We start from the raw sequence: 16,476 nt of genomic DNA on the forward strand, positions 1-16,476 counted from the left end.
GCGGTTTTTTTTATGTCTGTATAAATATGAAAGTTTACGGGCAACGGGCAATGGGTAGCGGGCGGCGAGAGGCGGGTTAAGATTGATTGGTGCAGCAGCGGGTTTACACCGCGTCTGGTCTAAAGTGAAGAGCAGGTTTTAGGTATTAGGTCTAGGTGTTAGGTAGAGATTAAGCCAAGCAGGGTGTTTGGGTTCACGGCATTGGGCAGCGGGCTGCGAGAGGCGACCAACGGGCCTAGAGACTCGAATTAATTAGTTGGGCTAATGGTTGTTGTTTTCTCATTTACTCCTCATTCACTTCTCTTTGTGCAAAAAGATTTTAAAGAGATTTTATTCACCACAGAGTGGGCAGAGCACACAGAGGAAATGATTAAAGGCATGTTTTATTTGTCCTGTCTTCTCTGTGTAGCGCGAAGCGTCTCTGTGTACTCTGTGGTTCAAAATGGTTTTGTAGGCGGGGCTTTATGCCGCGCATTTTACTAAACCCTGCGTGAGGTAAACTCCCGCCTACAGGTATAAAAAAACCTTGCGATGTTAACCGCAAGGTTTTTAAATTTCTCGAACTTCGAACCTGAGACTTTTACAAATACTCAAATACTTTAACTACTCGCTCTACGCCAGAGATGTTGCGAGCTATATTAACGGCTTGGTTTGCTTCAGCGTCAGATACTAGCCCCATTAAGTATACTTCGGCATTTTCAGTCACTACTTTTATATTATTACTGCTGATATTTTCAGCCGCTAAAAGCTGCGCTTTTACTTTTGAGGTTAACCATGAATCGTGTGTTTGCGTGGTGATACCAATATTAGAGCCAATGCGAAGTTGGTTATGAATTTTGCGGATACCAGATAGGTTCTCAATGGTTTTAAACGCTTGGTTTTTCATTTCTTGGTTAGGCACTTGGCCTACCATTAAAACCACGCCATTTACGCTTATAACGCTGATATGAGCAAACTTGTTAAGGCGTTCATCTTCACTAATAGCAATGCTGGCTTTTATTTCAATGTTGTTGTCGTCTATTTGTGACCCAATGGTTCGTCTATCGTTAGCGGCAGTAACAGCACTGGCTGTACCGGCGACCACAGCAGCGGCACAGCCTTGTAATAACACAACAGTGCCTAAAATAATTAGGGAGCGTTTAAACATAATTTTCGTCCTGAGGGAAAAGAGTTAAATCCACCAACTCACTTAAACAGTGAAGGTTCACTAAATGCGATTCAATAATGCGACTCGGGCGTTTAGACGGCGTACGAATTTCTACATCGTTATGGCCAAGCAAGCCAACGAGTTCGCCGCCATCATCGCCTACCATTACTATGACCTTCATATCTTTGGTAAGTGCCGCTTCTACTGCAGAAATTATGTGTTTTTCATTACCATTAATGGCAAGTACCAATAATAAGTCACCTTGCTGAGCAAAGGCGCGAACTTGGCGTGCAAAGGTATCGTGGTCATCTATTTGATTGCCTTGGCCAAGGTTAATATTTTCTTGTGAGAGAGCGATTGCAGGTAAGCAAGGGCGTTCTGTTTCGTAAAAATTAACCAGTACGCCTGCCATGTGTTGCGCCAGCATATGGCAATTTGCAGTACCGCAACAGATCAACTTATTCCCATTGATCAGGCTTTGTGCAATGGTAAATGCCGCTGATTCTAACGCGCTTGGCAACACTTCGCCTGCGGCTATTTGAACTTGAATACTTTCTTTAAAAATTTCTTTAATTGTATCTTGCATGGGTTACCAACAATTTATCTCTAATTCTGTGTGAGCTCACACCGGCTTTATTAAAAGGTAATTATTTTAGGCGTTAGCTAATGTTTAACTGTATGCTCAACATGAAGCTGTTGTAATCGTCTTATTTTTATACATCAGACATTAAAATACGTTTTTCAGCCAGTTAATATGTAATGACGGTTCGCCTGTTATAGCTACGTAATCAATACGTAATGGCTGGTTTTTTAAGTTTTTAGCACCAAGGTAATGATAAATAGTGCGCTTTAACTTAGCTTGCTTTTGCGGGCTTAGCGCATAATTAGCGCCGCCTTTTATGTTATTTTTACGAAACTTAACTTCAACAAACACTAAGATGTCACCGTCTTTCATAATGACATCAAGTTCGCCGTAGGGGCAGTAGTAATTACGCTCAATCGCTTTTAAACCTTGCGCTTCTAAATACTTTTGCGCTTGGCGCTCATAATACTGGCCTTTTTCACGACTATTTTGCCACAGCTGTTTAAACCACGACATGCTAACCCCTTAGTTAATTATGGTTATGCCATCGTTTGCTGATTGCATAAATAGCGGCACAGGGCGTTGCGTCTTTAATTCCACTGGGTTTATACGGCGATTGCTGTACTGCGCCCATTGCAGTGAACGTTCAATATCACCGGCACTATTAATGGATAATTTACCGCTTAAGCCTGAAAAGTATTTATCGGGTGTAATGCTCAGCTGTCTAATATCATTCAGCATGGCGACGGCATCGTAGGCCATGGCAAATAAACGTTGGCTAATATCAGCCTGTTCAGGCCATAAATCATTATATTGCTTACGTAGATTATGCTGCGTAATTTGTGAGTCTAACATCCAAGGAAGTTCGGTAAAGTAAAGCCCATCTAAATCGCCTTTGTCAGTGGTATCTATTTGCTTACTATGACTTTTAGAGCTGGCGTAAATAGGGATTCTGTCGGCAAAGGTGCTTACGTTAACATCCAGATAAGGCTTAATTAATCGGGTCTCTATGGCGTCACCTAATATATAAATTGCATCAATATCGCCACGTGAACGGGTTTCACTTTCTACTTCTTTATTAAAAAGTGTTTTAACCGATTTAATACGCTCTTTTGATTTATCAACTTCTAGCAAGCTGGTAATGGTATTGGGCATATCTTTATTGTCGTTGTAAAAGCCAACTTGTGTGGTTGTTTCACTATAGCGTTGCCATTGCAGGTTAAAGTAGTCAATTAAGCGCTGACCATTGGTATTATTTGGCGCTAGCAACATAGGTTTTTGATAACCTTGCGCTAAAAAATGCTCTAGAGTTTGTTGTACTTCATGCTCAGGATTAAGCGCAAAAAAGTAGTGCTGCAAAGAGGTTCGTTCGCCATCAAAGGTATTTAAATGTAATGTGGGTATATCGAGTAATGTATTGGTATTAGCGAGCTTATCTATATTGGCTTTTAATAGCGGGCCAATAACAAAGTCTGGTTGTAATTGCGAAATCTGTGCGCTCAACGCTTCGGTTTCGGTATTTTCATCAATAAACAGCGTTTCGCTAATCTCTTTTTTATCAAGTGCAGCCAGTATGCCGGCTTTTAATGCATCCCCTAAGCGCTTGTTAGCACCTGACTGAGGTAATAGCACAACTAAGCGTTCAATATTTAGTGGTGCTAATTCATTGGCGTAAGTATCTTGTTTTGGTAAAACATTGCTACCAGGGTGCCCAAGGTAACGGCGGCGCCAATTATTAATCGCTTGGTCTAAATCAACAGAGCTGTTGGCATAAACCTGATGATACAAAGCTAAGTTAACCCAGCCTTGTTGAATAACCGAGCCACGGTTAAATCGCTCTAATGCGTATGAAGAAAGCTGCTTTAAATTATGCCAAAGTGCGTCATTAAGTTTAGGGATAGAAATATTATTTTTTGCTACCGATTCAGAGGCAGCAAAAAAGTAAGGAGCTGCACGTTTTGGTAAGTCTTGCGACGCAAAAATGCTGGCAGTTAAAAATTGGTGCCAAGCAAAATGCTCAGGTTGCTTAAGTTGCCCCCCAAGCGTGTTTAGTACCTCAAGTGCTTGCTGATTTTTATTTTGCTCTTTTTGCGCAAAGGCAATGTATAAACGATTTTGAATTTGATCAACACTGGCGGTAAGTGCAAGTTCAGTGCATATTTTTTCGAGTAGTGGCCAGTTTTCTTCTGTAATTGCGCTATCACGAGCACTATAAAGCAGCTGGATTTTATCAGCGCCATAGCGGTTTTGCGCTAATTGGTAAATAGATTGCGCATTTAGTGCTTCATTTTTCAGCGTATTGGCACTGTTACTTAAGTTATCGCTGGTTTTAATTGGTTTTTCGGTTGTGCTACACGCCGATAACCCTGACAATATAATTAATAGACTAACTAGTTTAAGTCGCACAAAGATTTCCCATACGTTAACGCGATTTGCTTATATTACTGACTGACGCAGGAGACCTCAATGTTAAATGAGGAGAATTCACAGAAAATTGGCACTCTTTACGTTGTTGCCACCCCAATCGGCAATTATGACGACTTAAGTCAGCGTGCAATCGCGACATTATCGCAGGTTGACTTAATCGCGGCTGAAGACACTCGCCATACTGGTAAGCTACTTAGCCACTTTGGTATTAAGGCTAAAACCTTTGCGTTACATGACCATAATGAAAAGCAAAAAGCGCAGCAAATTATCGACCAACTTAATCAAGGGTTAAATATTGCATTAGTTTCTGATGCAGGCACGCCGCTTATAAGCGACCCTGGCTATGCGGTGGTTAACTTATGTCGTGAGCAGGGCGCAAGTGTAACACCCGTGCCTGGCGCATGTGCTGCTATTACGGCGGTATGTTGTTCTGGGTTACCTACTGACCGTTTTCAATTTATTGGTTTTACACCTGCTAAAAGTAAAGCGCGACAAGACTTTTTTATAGATGCGGTTAACTCAAGTATTACCAGTATTATGTATGAAAGTACCCATCGTATTATGGCAAGCCTTGACGATTTAGAAGTGGCGCTAGGTAGTGAGCAGCAAGTGGTATTTGCCAAAGAGCTAACTAAAACCTTTGAAACCTTTTTTAATGGCACAGTGAGTGAGTTAAAGCAGTTTTTAACTGACGATCCTACCAAGCAACGCGGTGAAATAGTACTCATGCTGCCAGGGAAAGCTAAGGTAGTTGACGATATTCCGCCAGAAGCCCGTAAAATGTTAGCGTTACTTGAAAACGAAATGCCAATGAAAAAAGCGTGTGGTGTAGTAGCCGATTACTTCGGTATGAAAAAAAACGCGCTGTATAAAACAATTATTGAAGAAAAACAGTAAATGTTTACTGCGTAGTGCGGTGCTCTCATGTATACTGCGCGCCGAGTTAGCCAAGATAATCGCTGCCTGTGACGAAAATGATCAGGGGGAGGAAAGTCCGGGCTCCACAGGGCAGAGTGCCAGTTAACGGCTGGGGGGCGTGAGCCCACGACAAGTGCAGCAGAGAGAAGACCGCCAATCTTCGGATTGGTAAGGGTGAAAGGGTGCGGTAAGAGCGCACCGGGCCGCTAGTAATAGTCGGTTGCAAGGTAAACTCCACTCGGAGCAAGACCAAATAGGGTTCCTTATGGCGTGGCCCACGTTGGAACCGGGTAGGTTGCTTGAGCCATAGAGCAATTTATGGCCTAGACGAATGATTATCACTTTCTTCGGAAAGGACAGAACCCGGCTTACCGGCTAACTCACTCATTCAATAAAAAAGCCCGCAGTTAACGCTGCGGGCTTTTTTGTGTTTGAGACAAGCTGTCAGGTTCCAGGCGGGAGGGGGGCGGCGAGCTTCGGGTTGCGGGCTTAAAACCTAACCCCGACGCGAGACTAAGTATCGCTTTAAGGCATAAAAAACCTTGTAATGTTAACCGCAAGGTTTTTAAATTTCTCGAACCTCGAACCTCGAACCTCGAACCTCGAACCTCGAACCTCGAACCTCGAACCTATCTATATAATATTTTTTCCCTGCTCCGGATCGCGCGATTCATCGGCTTGCTCGCGAATATCATCCGTATCACTGCTTACATCATCAATACTGTGTTCATGCTCTGTGGTTTTATGTTTTTGAGTATGTGGTTTCTCTTTAGTTTTTTCTGTTGTCTCTGTTTTAGCTTCGCTTGCTGTGGGGTAAATATCTTCACCTTGGCTATTGAGTAATACACGCTCTCTAGCATCGTCAGGCATACTTATATTATGTTGCGTAAAACTGTTAATTAACTCTCGCATTAGCTGTGAGGCTACTTTAACAATGCTGTATTGTTCGCCGTTGACCCAAAAGTAAACAGTAAAATTGATAGTGGCGGAGCCTAAGTTATCAACCAATACTTGAGGAGGTGGATCGCTAAGCACAGAGTTTTGTTTTTTTATAACACTAATAGCAAGACTTTGTGCGCCGCGAATGTCATTATCGTAGCCAATACCGATTGTGAAATGACCGCGCATCTTTGGATTAGCGGTTAAGTTTTTAATGGTATTTTTATACACAGTCGCATTGGGTATTTGAATATGATTGCCATCGAAGTCAACTAAAGTGGTTGCCCGTGCAGTTACTTTTTTAACTATACCTATTCTGCTATCTACTTCTATTACATCATCAATTTTAAATGGACGTTGTACACTCAAAAGTAAACTGGCAATAAAGTTCTCAGCAATATCCCGAAAGGCAAACCCTAAAATAAGGCCTATTAACCCAGTGCCACTCATAATAGCGACCGCGAATTCAGTCAAGCCAGCCAAACGTAAGAAAAGGTAAAACCCAAGTAAAATAATTAAGGTACTAATACCACGCCTAGCAACTAGGTGTACTAATTTACTGTTGGTTATGTAAGTAACGGGCTTTATTAACAAGCGTGATAATGGGGTGGCGATTAAATAACTAATCACCAAAATAATAATCCCTAGAAACAAAGTGGGCAGTAATTGCACGAATGAGTGTAGTAATTGCACGCTTTGCTCTTTTAAAAAGTCCCATGAAACCGAGTTTGGCTGAACGGTGTCGATTGCAGGAATAGATGCGTTATTAGCGAGTGTTGCAATTAAAGCGCTGAGCATAGGAGCCATCCGTGTTAGGTTGAGTTAATTAGGGTCTGTGTAAAACAATAGCAGCAAGTTTAATACCAAGGAGTATTTGTTTGGCAAACATCTTGCAATTAATTAGGAAAAGGGAGTTAACTATGAGTGACTTTAAGCGTGGCCAAAGAGCCAAGCAGCCTAACCATATCCCTCTGCGTGGCTGGTGGGATATTGCAAAGCGAATTATAAAACAAATGAGCCGTGATAATTTATCTTTGGTGGCAGCAGGCGTGGCCTTTTATGCACTTCTTGCTATTTTTCCTGCCATTGCGGCGTTGGTGTCTGTGTATGCTTATTTTGCTTCACCGAATGATATTAGTGCGTATTTAAGTCAATTTATGGCTTTATTGCCGCAAAGTACCCAAGAGATTATTTTGTCTCAGGTTTCGAGTCTTGCGCAAAAGTCTCAAACCAGTTTAAGTCTTAGCGCACTAGGCACTTTACTGATCACTATTTGGAGCAGCTCTAAGGGCAGCCAAGCTTTGATCACCGCGTGTAATATTAGTTATCAAGAATACGAAAAGCGTTCATTTTTTAAGGCGCAACTTGTACGTTTACTATTTTCAGTGGGCGCGATTGTGGTGGCGGTTATAGCATTGGTAATTATCGGTATATTACCGTTAGCACTTAACCTGTTAGGAATAAAAGAAAGTATTGATTTTTTAATCATGCTTATCTCATGGCCATTACTGGCACTAACCTTTAACTTTGCATTGTTAATTTTATATCGTTACGCGCCTCACAGAAAAGCAGCTAAGTGGCGCTGGGTTACCGTAGGCTCATTCACTGCCACAGTATTATGGATTGTGGCATCTTTTGGCTTTTCATTTTATGTATCTCACTTTGCCAGTTACAACGAAACATATGGCTCTTTAGGCGGGGTGGTTATTATGCTTATGTGGCTATTTATTAGCGCTTATATCATTATTTTAGGAGCTACAATTAATGCAGCGTTAGAGCAGCAAACAGCGCAAGACAGCACAGTAGGCCCAGATAAAAAAAGAGGGCAGCGAGGTGCTTATGTTGCAGACCACCTCGATACTAAATAATCTGAACTCTGGATAATAAATCTATCTCAAGCAGCTATTTTCAGCACAATTACGTTGAATCTACAGACCCTAGCTATTAACGCGTAAGTTCGCCTTGTTTTCATTTAAAATCTCTGGCTATACCCGATTACCATCTTTTATATATTTAACTAAGCGTCAATTGCCGTTAGCTGAGCCATGTTTGGCATTTGTGCATGGATTATTTGCTATTTATATTTGTTTAGTTAATTAAATAAATATTATAATGCAAATGGTTATCATTTTTAATTTTATTGCTGTGCTTAATTATGTGGTAGCAGTATAACGTTTCAGGTTTGGACGAAGTGTAATTTGGTTTCTATATGGTGGGACTAAGCTGCATTGATAAGGCAAATAATAATGAATAAAAAACACACTTTTACAGCAACTAAGCGACGCCATATTCTGGCTTGTTTACTTGCGTTAATTACGGCTGTAGTGATGATCCCTGGCATGACTACCTATTTACCTTTCGCTATGGAAGAGCAGATATTAATACCTATAATGCTTTTTCCTTTTATTTGGACTGCGTTATTTATATACGCTTACATGGCTAAAAGCGCATGGCAGCCTTTTATTGTTATGTTAGTTATTTTGTTAAGCCATGCAGGGCTTAGTTTTATGGCTTTACAAGGAGGACAGGGATGAGATCTATTTCACTAAAAAAGCTATTTTTACTGCATAGTTGGGTTGGTATTGTTACAGGTATTTTGCTCTTTATTGTTTGCTTTACCGGTGCGTTAGCTGTACTTAGCCGCCCAGAACTAAAAATTTGGGCCAACCCAGAGTTACATCAATTGGATACAGTGCCAAGTGAAAAGGTGATGACGTTAATTAACCATTATCACCAACAAGTACCAAAAGAGTTTGGTAAAAATATCCACGTGTATTTACCAACTGGGCATAATACGCATTTATTGACGATTTTATTTGAATCTCACGATGGCGATGAAAATTATGACGAAGAGGCTGCTTATGCTTACCAATTTGACCCTCGTAATTTTAATTTGGTAAACCAATATTATGGTGCTGCAGATTATTTTTATGAGCACCGTAAAACTGATGCGCCATCGTTTATTGGGCATTTTCATGCTGACTTACATTTAGGCAGACCAATAGGGCTTATTCTTACTGGCTTTTTAGGTTTAACTTTATTGGTGTCTGTTGTGACGGGCTTATTTATTCACCGCCAAATAATAAAAGAGCTATTTACATTTAGACGTAAAAAAGGTCTTGATGTGGTAGTGAACGATGCACACAAAGTGATGGGTATTTGGGGAAGCGTTTTTCATGCCATCATCGGCTTTACAGGAGCTTTTTTAGGTCTTGCAACCGTTATATTACTTCCCGCCGCCGCTTTTGTGAGTTTTGGTGGAGATCAAGATAAGTTGGTGGAAAAATTTACCGCGATGCCTGAAACCATTGTTTCTAATAATTACCAAGCAACAGCTGTAGATACTATTTTGCTTGATGCCCAAACACGTTACCCAAAAGCGAAAGTTATTGATTTAACTGTTATGGCGCATAATGATGCGAATGCTCAAGTTTACTTACGTCTTATTGGCGGCGATGCAGTTGCATCACAATTACTGCAATACAGCGGAGATGGTAAGTTTAGTAAATCAATGAGTAGCTTTGGTGACATTCCTGGCCCTGCTATTAAAGTACTTGAATTATTATTCCCGCTACACTTTGGTAATTTTGCGGGCGTTTTTGTAAAGTTAGTTTGGGCACTCCTTGGTTTAACTACTGCATTATTACCACTTTCTGGAATTATGATGTGGTTAACCAAGCGCACAAGGGGTAGCAATCCGACTCTTTCTGAAGTGGCTTATCAACGATGGAATAGGGTTATTATCGGTAGCTGTGGAGGCTTAGTATTGGCTACTGCCATATTATTCCCTTTGCAAGTATTACTTAATAACTTCATCCCAGTACAATTGCACAATGGCTACTTCGGACCTTTATTTTTTCTTTCATGGCTAGTTTGGTGTTTATTTGCAGTGTTACCGATTAATTATTATCGTTATTTGCAAGTCACACTGCTTATAACTGGTGGTTCGTGCATGTCTGTGTTGCCTTTAAACATGTTACTGTCGTCAAGCCATGCTTTTAGTTCAAATAACACGCTAGTTACTGTTGTTGATATTAGTTTTTTATTTATTGGTGGCTTAATAATCTATGTAAGTCAGCGGATCATGGCTAAGCGACAAGTACTAATAAAGCCAACAACACAAGAGGTGACTATATGACAGTTATTTATTTAATACTTGGATGTGGATTGTTAGTTGTAAGTAGCTTATTACTAAGATTGATGCGCCCAGCAAGCACTTGGCTAAGTCTCGTTGTGTTTATTGGCGCACTTATCTGTTTTATAGCTGAGTATGGAAGTATTGCAGGTTCTTTTGTTAGTATTGCTTCGGCTTTATTGATAAATTTAATGGTTGCTTTTGTATTTGGTAAATCTATTTCAGTGCGCTAAATTATAGCATTAACATTCCGAAATAAGGGGCAGTTTAGTACCCGCGCTATAACTGAGCGAGCGTATTAACTGCCTTTAGTCTAAATTAATCACTTGGTCTGTTTTTATCAGCTGCATAAACGAGGTTTTGTGCAACGGCTTTGAAAACAAATAGCCTTGGCCATAATCACAACCAGCCTCAAGTAATAAATCCATTTGTAATTTTGTTTCTATGCCTTCGGCAATTACTTTTAAACCAAGCTGATGAGCCATCATAATAATTGCTTCACATAAGGCCAGCTCCTGGCTGTCTTTTTGAATATTATCAACAAAGCGTTTATCGATTTTTAGGTAGTCGGTATCCATTTCTTGTAAGTAAGCAAGCGATGAGTAACCAGTACCAAAATCATCGAGTGCTAATTGCATCCCTGATTTAACCAAGGCTTTTAGGCGGCTTTGGGTCAGTTCTTCAGGATTAACCATCAAGCCTTCAGTAATTTCTGCCACAATGCTCGATGCAGGTAAGTTTGCTGTCTCAAGCATGCCATACCAATCGTCTATACCACTGTCTGTGGTTGCGAGCTGCACCGGCGATACGTTAATACTAATTTGAAATTCATCTTGAATGTGTTTTTTAATATCATTAAGTGTTTGCAGTGCTTCAGTAAATACAAATTGACCGAGCGCATTTATTTGTCTGGTTTCTTCAGCTAAGGGAATAAAGTCAGCTGGGCTGATCAGCCCTTTTTCTGGGTGTTGCCATCGAATAAGCCCTTCGGCTTTATGAACGTGTAAATCATCAAGGGATACAATAGGCTGATAATATAACTCAAATTGCTCTAGCTCTATGGCTGAGCGAAGCTCTTTGAGCAACTGCATTCTTGCATTTGCATCTTCACGCATATCATGTGAGAAAAATTCAAAGTCATTTCGGCCGCTATTTTTTGCCTTATACATAGCTTGATCTGCGGCTTTAAGCAGTTGCTCTGGGTTTTGGCCATCATCTGGCGCGCAGGCAATACCAATGCTGGCACTGATATACACTTTTTCATCTTCAATAAAAATAGTCGAAGCAAGGCTAAGTAGCAGTGATTTTGCTATTTTTTTAATATTATCGCCACCGCGTAAGTCACTAAACACAATAACAAATTCATCGCCACCAATACGGGCTACAAAGTCAGCCTCTTTGGCTGTTTGCACAATTCGCTCAGATACTAATTTAAGTAATCTATCGCCATAATGATGGCCTAACGTATCATTAATATCTTTAAAGTGATCAATATCTAACAGCATAATGACCAGTTTTTGGTCGTGGTTGTTTACGCGCGTAAAGCGTTTATTTAACCGCTCTTTTAGTTCTAGTCGATTAGGTAAGTCGGTTAAATGATCAAAATGAGCTTGTCGCCAAATTAGCTCGTCTGCTTGTTTTTTCTCGGTTAGATCGGTAAAAATAGCAATACGACTAGTTGGGGCTTTATTTTTATCGTAAATAGTATCTATGGTTAACCATTCAACATACAGCTCGCCATTTTTACGACGATTGGTTATTTCACCTTGCCAGCGGCCAGTTTTATTTATTGATTGCCACATGTAGTCATAAAACTCTTTATCATGTTTACCCGATGATAAAATACCCACCGTTTTATTGAGTACTTCTTTTCGAGAATACAAGGTCGTTTTACAAAACGAAGGGTTCACGTCATAAATAATGCCATTTTCATCCGTGATTGCCATACCTTCACTGCTGTTGTTGTAAACTAATGACGCTAAATGCAAAGATTCTTGGTTTTGCTTTCGTTGCGTGATGTTACTAATAACAATTATAAACTCATCCGCTTTTTTCATTGGGCTGATTTTCGCTTCATAAAACTGATTGTCTTGTTTATCTTCAAGCTCAACAGTGACAGGAGCGCTCAGGGTTGTTAAGTATCCTTCAATTTGTTTTAAATTGGCAATAGAGAATAAACACGATAGCTTTTTAGGCGGTGTTGAATGGCTATAATTTAACGATTTAATAAGGCCACCGGTATCAAGTATATTGCCGTTGGCATCTACACGTAAAAAAGCATCAGGTAGTGCATTAAGCAAGCTATTGAGCTCGTCATGTTTATGTTTAAGGCATGCTTCAGCTGTTAAGCGAGTTTCAGCCATATATTTAAAACGATGATAGAGTCTATTTAGCTCAGGACTATTGGGCTGCTCGTTGTCATGAGGCATATTACCGGCTGCTAAGCGGTTAACGGCCTGCGTTAAACTTTTAATCGGGTTTAATATGCTTTTATTAACTAATCGTCTGGCCAATACGGCTAAAAGCAAAATGGTCATTAAAAATCCTAAAACCATTTTTACAAAGTTAATATCTATTTGCTCAAGTGTTTCATCTATTGGTTGAGTAATATAAATAGAGAGCTTATTGTTATTGCCATCACGATAGAGTGTTGTTTGATGGAAAACTCTTCGGATACCATCTTTTCCTTTAAAAATAACACCAGCTTGCAAGTTATGCGCTAAATCGAACTTTTCCAATTTGTTGCCTAGTCTATCGGCTGAAAAAGGGTAGTTAGCTAAAATACTACCGTTAGAGTCAGTAATGACAGCTCTGATTTCTGTCGATAAATTTAAAGTATTAAGTGCCGAGCTCCACCAGTCTAAAGCGATTACGGTCACAATAACGCCTTCAATATCATTGCTTTCATTTAAAATAGGGTAAGCAAAGTTAATACTTTGAGCTTTGAGGCTGCGATCGTGTTGGAAATGGCCAATACTGAACTCTTTACTGGCGAGCGCGTTTTTAAAATAGGGACGGTCACTAATGTTAATATTAGTGTCGCTACTTTTTGAGGTACAAATTAGGTCACCATTTTTATTTACTATACCAATATTCGCGATATTACCATTGAGTGCCTTAACATCTAAAAAATACGCTGGACAAGTAGAGGGTAAAGATTGAATGTTTTTCTGTTTTTTTGCTAAAAACTCAGTAACTTTTTTGACATCATCAATCATGCTTTGTTGTTTAATAATTAGTTGCTCAGTGATGGTGCGCACTTTTGTCTCGTGCTCTTTAATGGCTGCGTCACGACTAAACCACAAGGTTACTAAAATAATAGCAGCAACAGGTATGCAAATTAGCATAAGAAGGCGGTAGAGTTGATGTTTTAATGATGAAGTAAAAATAGTCGTATCCAAATTAGTGCAAAGTAGAGTGACGCTTGATAATCCTACTATAAATAACCATTGAAGTACTAAGGTTATATCTAAGATTTTGCAATAAAATAGTGTTGCATATGATTGAAATATATTAATTTACGTATGAAAAACATGATGAAATAATAATTTAATCTCTTATATATTTACATAACAAATAAGGGCATGTTTAACCGCGACGCGAGGTTTGTAATCAAATGGGCAGTTGATAACTGCTCCTGCGTTATTCTACTGGCTTACATCCCTAAAAACCGAGCAAAGCTTCCGCGTCCCGCTCAAAGCCCTTACCTACATTCATGTAGGCAACAAAGAGTAAATCGACCCTAGGCAAAAAATGAAAAATAATCAATGTTCTGGCTGCTCACAGTACCTAATATGGGTATTATGTCAACATCCGTCTTATTCTAAGTTTGATGGTAAATATTTAGTGTCATTATTAATAATTGGTGAGCTTAAGCCCGATGATAAAAGTGAGTAAAGTGATGGTTTTCCTCCTCAACCTCATTGCGGTATCGAAACTTTCATTCATATTTTAAAAGTGTAATTTGAGCATGAAAATTAAATGGGAAACAAAGAAGTGACTTGCTCCGGAGACGTGTAATGGATAAATACCGGTAGCGGTGTTATGCACAGTGAAACGCCACTTGCTGATGCTGAACAAGGCTTACGTGACTTTCAGATTTGGCTCAATACGCCAAGCAATAACAAAATGCGTGAGCCGCAATGCCAGAATATCACAGAGCAACCAGTACTCAGTTTTACTAATCAACAAGGAGTTAGCCTAGAGCGATGGTTGAAGCATTGCAAATTAGTAGGTGAACCGTTTAATCAGCCAATTGCACAAATAGACCCGTTTGTGATGATCACTGACGCTTAAATATGCTAAGCGGTTAGCGATTGTAAAAACATTTTTTTGGTTCACTGTCGTGATGTATTAATGCAGGAGTGACTTTTAAGCGAGAAGTTTTACTAACCAACTGTATTTTTTTACCATGTCGGTGTCTCCCTTTGCCGACTCCACAACCACGCCTGCACTAAAAGCACTAACGAGCCCCACTTTTGTTGCGGCAAAACGTTTGGCTCGATATTTTATTGCCGTAAGGTGCTGACGCTTTAGCTCAGATTGTATCGCCACTTCTTTGTGGAGCTGTTGCACTCGAGCGTCCGGTGAATTGATCAAATAATTGATTAACATAATTGTGTATGCCTTATAACTTAAGCAGCTGCTTTAGACTATTTAGCGTTTTAGTAAAACCAATTTTTTTGCTTAGATAAACTGCATTTCGCCATAGCCAAATTAAGCATAGAATTTGTAGGCTGATCACTACAGTAATACTCAGCCAAATCGAGCTAAATAAATCAAAAGTAGCAAAGCCTACAATACCTAAAAATCCCACCCACAATAACACCAAGCCACTGGCAAAACATCCTAGTAAAATAGTGATCAGTGCTAAGGATCTTAGCGATAGCTTCCACTCTGCTATTGCCAGCTGATGTGTCAACTTTCCTTGTTGACGGTAATCATCCTTGAGCTGCGCTGCATAGTCAGCAAGCTTGGCAACATGATCTTGCCAGTCATCCGCATTTGTTGCTGATGATTGCGAATCCGTCGCTTGTGATTCGCTTGATGTTAAATCTGGGTTTTGCATGGTATTACTTACGACGAAATAGCGCAGTAACTAACATACCAGCAGCAAATGCCAGACCAGCCGTTGCTAGTGGATTTTCAGATGCGAGTTGACGAGTCTTAGAGGTACATTCTTCTAATTTCTCGCGAGCTGCTAACTGTTTTTCGTTAAGCGTTTCTGCTGAACTGCTTGCTCCTTTACGAACACCATTTTCAGCTACCGCCGCTTTACTCGATAATGCATCTACTGCGTCATGCGCAGCTGATGTTGCCTTATCTGTTAACGGGGCTTCAATCTCTTGTTTTGTATCAATAGGTGCTTTGCTCTTAGTTGCCGTAGCCATAATCAATCCTTAATAGTTTTTAAAAGTAATTATTAAAGTGCAATGATTAAACCAGTTTTTAAATTGTTGTTTTATATTTATATTTTAATTTTAACGCTGACTTCTACGTGTTTATTGCTGTAACTATTGCGACTATGGTTTGTAATTTTTACAAACAAAAAAATTGTAATTATTCACTGTTTATTCATTAAGCAAATAATGCCAGCTAGCTAATAAAAAAAACGATAAAAAATTTTTTACTGGCTGATCAGATTTTTTACTAAACAATTCAACCGCTTTAATCTGAGCCTTATTTTTTCAGGCTTCGCGGGGTGCTAAAGCTGGGTGACTTACTTGACAAAAAGGCTTGTCAAGCCCTAAACTGGAGCACTGTGGTAAAAAGTGGTGTTTAGTGGATCAAACTGGATCGGGTTAATCAAAAAGTTGATTAAAATAATTTTACAATAGGCTTTTTATGTTTCGTGGCGCAAGTTCACTGAGTTTGGATGATAAAGGACGTTTTGCGGTACCAACAAAGTACCGAGACACGCTATTGTCTGAAGATCAGGGAACGGTTATTTGCACTGTTGCACTCAATGAGCCTTGCCTTTGGTTATACCCTCTTGCTGAATGGTTAGAAATAGAAAGCCGTTTAGCAAAAATATCTAATATGAATCCCAGAGCGCGACGGATGCAACGTATGTTGTTAGGTAATGCGACAGAGTATCAGCTTGATAAAAACGGTCGAATTTTGCTGGCGCCTTCTTTGCGCTCACATGCAGAACTTGGCAAAAAAATTATGCTGGTGGGCTTAATGAATAAATTTGAGATTTGGGATGAGGCGCGTTGGCACGAACAAATGTGCCAAGACACTGAGCTTGAAAGGCTTGGTGAATTTGAACCGAATGACGATTTAGATAACTTTACCCTCTAGCAGCAAAACAAAAAGGCAAAAAAT

17 protein-coding genes and 1 other RNA gene are annotated in these 16,476 nt (G+C 39.8%); 9 read left to right on the forward strand and 9 right to left on the reverse strand.

The window, feature by feature from the left end:
- Positions 1 to 580: 580 nt before the first annotated feature.
- From dolP to FLM54_RS02385, 4 genes are all read right to left on the reverse strand, one after another.
- Positions 581 to 1,147 (reverse strand): division/outer membrane stress-associated lipid-binding lipoprotein, encoded by a 567-nt coding sequence (gene dolP, locus FLM54_RS02370; RefSeq protein ID WP_008468380.1) that lies wholly within the window; start codon positions 1,145 to 1,147, stop codon positions 581 to 583.
- A complete protein-coding gene (locus tag FLM54_RS02375; protein WP_008110721.1) occupies positions 1,140 to 1,733 on the reverse strand; it encodes an SIS domain-containing protein in 594 nt (197 codons plus the stop codon). Before FLM54_RS02375 ends, dolP begins: the two co-directional genes overlap by 8 nt.
- Before the next feature lie 141 nt (positions 1,734 to 1,874).
- Positions 1,875 to 2,246, reverse strand: a complete 372-nt coding sequence (locus tag FLM54_RS02380) for a YraN family protein (RefSeq protein WP_178954941.1) — start codon at positions 2,244 to 2,246, stop codon at positions 1,875 to 1,877.
- 9 nt (positions 2,247 to 2,255) lie between these two features.
- Entirely contained in the window at positions 2,256 to 4,136 is a 1,881-nt protein-coding gene (locus tag FLM54_RS02385; protein WP_178954943.1) for a penicillin-binding protein activator, read from the reverse strand.
- A gap of 60 nt (positions 4,137 to 4,196) precedes the next feature.
- On the opposite strand from FLM54_RS02385, the gene rsmI reads away from it, so the two are divergent.
- Positions 4,197 to 5,054 carry a 16S rRNA (cytidine(1402)-2'-O)-methyltransferase gene (gene rsmI, locus FLM54_RS02390; RefSeq protein WP_076919878.1) on the forward strand — a complete coding sequence of 286 codons (858 nt, stop codon included), beginning with the start codon at positions 4,197 to 4,199 and terminating at the stop codon, positions 5,052 to 5,054.
- A gap of 42 nt (positions 5,055 to 5,096) precedes the next feature.
- Positions 5,097 to 5,462, forward strand: an RNA gene (rnpB, locus tag FLM54_RS02395) — RNase P RNA component class A.
- A gap of 246 nt (positions 5,463 to 5,708) precedes the next feature.
- On the opposite strand, the gene FLM54_RS02400 is transcribed toward rnpB, so the two are convergent.
- Positions 5,709 to 6,812: a mechanosensitive ion channel family protein gene (locus tag FLM54_RS02400; protein ID WP_178954945.1), complete on the reverse strand. Its 1,104-nt coding sequence runs from the start codon at positions 6,810 to 6,812 to the stop codon at positions 5,709 to 5,711.
- A gap of 122 nt (positions 6,813 to 6,934) precedes the next feature.
- On the opposite strand from FLM54_RS02400, the gene FLM54_RS02405 reads away from it, so the two are divergent.
- The 4 genes from FLM54_RS02405 to FLM54_RS02420 all read left to right on the forward strand — a co-directional run bounded on the left by FLM54_RS02405 (position 6,935) and on the right by FLM54_RS02420 (position 10,382).
- Positions 6,935 to 7,882 carry a YihY/virulence factor BrkB family protein gene (locus tag FLM54_RS02405; RefSeq protein ID WP_178954947.1) on the forward strand — a complete coding sequence of 316 codons (948 nt, stop codon included), beginning with the start codon at positions 6,935 to 6,937 and terminating at the stop codon, positions 7,880 to 7,882.
- A 378-nt stretch (positions 7,883 to 8,260) separates the two neighbouring features.
- On the forward strand, positions 8,261 to 8,548 hold the full coding sequence (locus FLM54_RS02410) for a hypothetical protein (RefSeq protein WP_138608102.1): 288 nt from the start codon (positions 8,261 to 8,263) through the stop codon (positions 8,546 to 8,548).
- Positions 8,545 to 10,152, forward strand: coding sequence for a PepSY domain-containing protein (locus FLM54_RS02415; RefSeq protein WP_178954949.1), 1,608 nt, complete (start codon positions 8,545 to 8,547; stop codon positions 10,150 to 10,152). The genes FLM54_RS02410 and FLM54_RS02415 overlap by 4 nt, the downstream gene beginning before the upstream one ends.
- The gene (locus tag FLM54_RS02420; protein ID WP_075170457.1) at positions 10,149 to 10,382 is read left to right on the forward strand and encodes a hypothetical protein; all 234 of its coding nucleotides are present in this window, start codon (positions 10,149 to 10,151) and stop codon (positions 10,380 to 10,382) included. Before FLM54_RS02415 ends, FLM54_RS02420 begins: the two co-directional genes overlap by 4 nt.
- 75 nt (positions 10,383 to 10,457) lie before the next feature.
- Here the strand turns inward: FLM54_RS02420 and FLM54_RS02425 are convergent, their stop codons facing one another.
- Entirely contained in the window at positions 10,458 to 13,496 is a 3,039-nt protein-coding gene (locus FLM54_RS02425) for an EAL domain-containing protein (protein ID WP_178954951.1), read from the reverse strand.
- 406 nt (positions 13,497 to 13,902) lie between these two features.
- On the opposite strand from FLM54_RS02425, the gene FLM54_RS02430 reads away from it, so the two are divergent.
- Entirely contained in the window at positions 13,903 to 14,046 is a 144-nt protein-coding gene (locus FLM54_RS02430; protein WP_178954953.1) for a hypothetical protein, read from the forward strand.
- A gap of 147 nt (positions 14,047 to 14,193) precedes the next feature.
- Positions 14,194 to 14,445 carry a hypothetical protein gene (locus FLM54_RS02435; protein ID WP_178954955.1) on the forward strand — a complete coding sequence of 84 codons (252 nt, stop codon included), beginning with the start codon at positions 14,194 to 14,196 and terminating at the stop codon, positions 14,443 to 14,445.
- A gap of 75 nt (positions 14,446 to 14,520) precedes the next feature.
- Here FLM54_RS02435 and FLM54_RS02440 read toward each other — a convergent pair whose 3' ends face one another.
- Genes FLM54_RS02440 through FLM54_RS02450 form a run of 3 tightly spaced genes read right to left on the reverse strand, consistent with a single transcriptional unit; the run spans position 14,521 to position 15,539 of the window.
- A complete protein-coding gene (locus FLM54_RS02440) occupies positions 14,521 to 14,763 on the reverse strand; it encodes a hypothetical protein (RefSeq protein ID WP_178954957.1) in 243 nt (80 codons plus the stop codon).
- Between the two features lie 13 nt (positions 14,764 to 14,776).
- A complete protein-coding gene (locus FLM54_RS02445) occupies positions 14,777 to 15,217 on the reverse strand; it encodes a hypothetical protein (protein ID WP_178954958.1) in 441 nt (146 codons plus the stop codon).
- A 4-nt stretch (positions 15,218 to 15,221) separates the two neighbouring features.
- Entirely contained in the window at positions 15,222 to 15,539 is a 318-nt protein-coding gene (locus FLM54_RS02450; protein ID WP_138608088.1) for a DUF883 domain-containing protein, read from the reverse strand.
- Between the two features lie 454 nt (positions 15,540 to 15,993).
- Between FLM54_RS02450 and mraZ the strand changes: the two genes are divergently transcribed.
- Positions 15,994 to 16,452: a division/cell wall cluster transcriptional repressor MraZ gene (gene mraZ, locus FLM54_RS02455; protein ID WP_178954960.1), complete on the forward strand. Its 459-nt coding sequence runs from the start codon at positions 15,994 to 15,996 to the stop codon at positions 16,450 to 16,452.
- The last annotated feature ends 24 nt before the right edge of the window (positions 16,453 to 16,476 follow it).

This window comes from Pseudoalteromonas sp. Scap25 (assembly GCF_013394125.1).
Classification (GTDB): Bacteria; Pseudomonadota; Gammaproteobacteria; order Enterobacterales; family Alteromonadaceae; genus Pseudoalteromonas.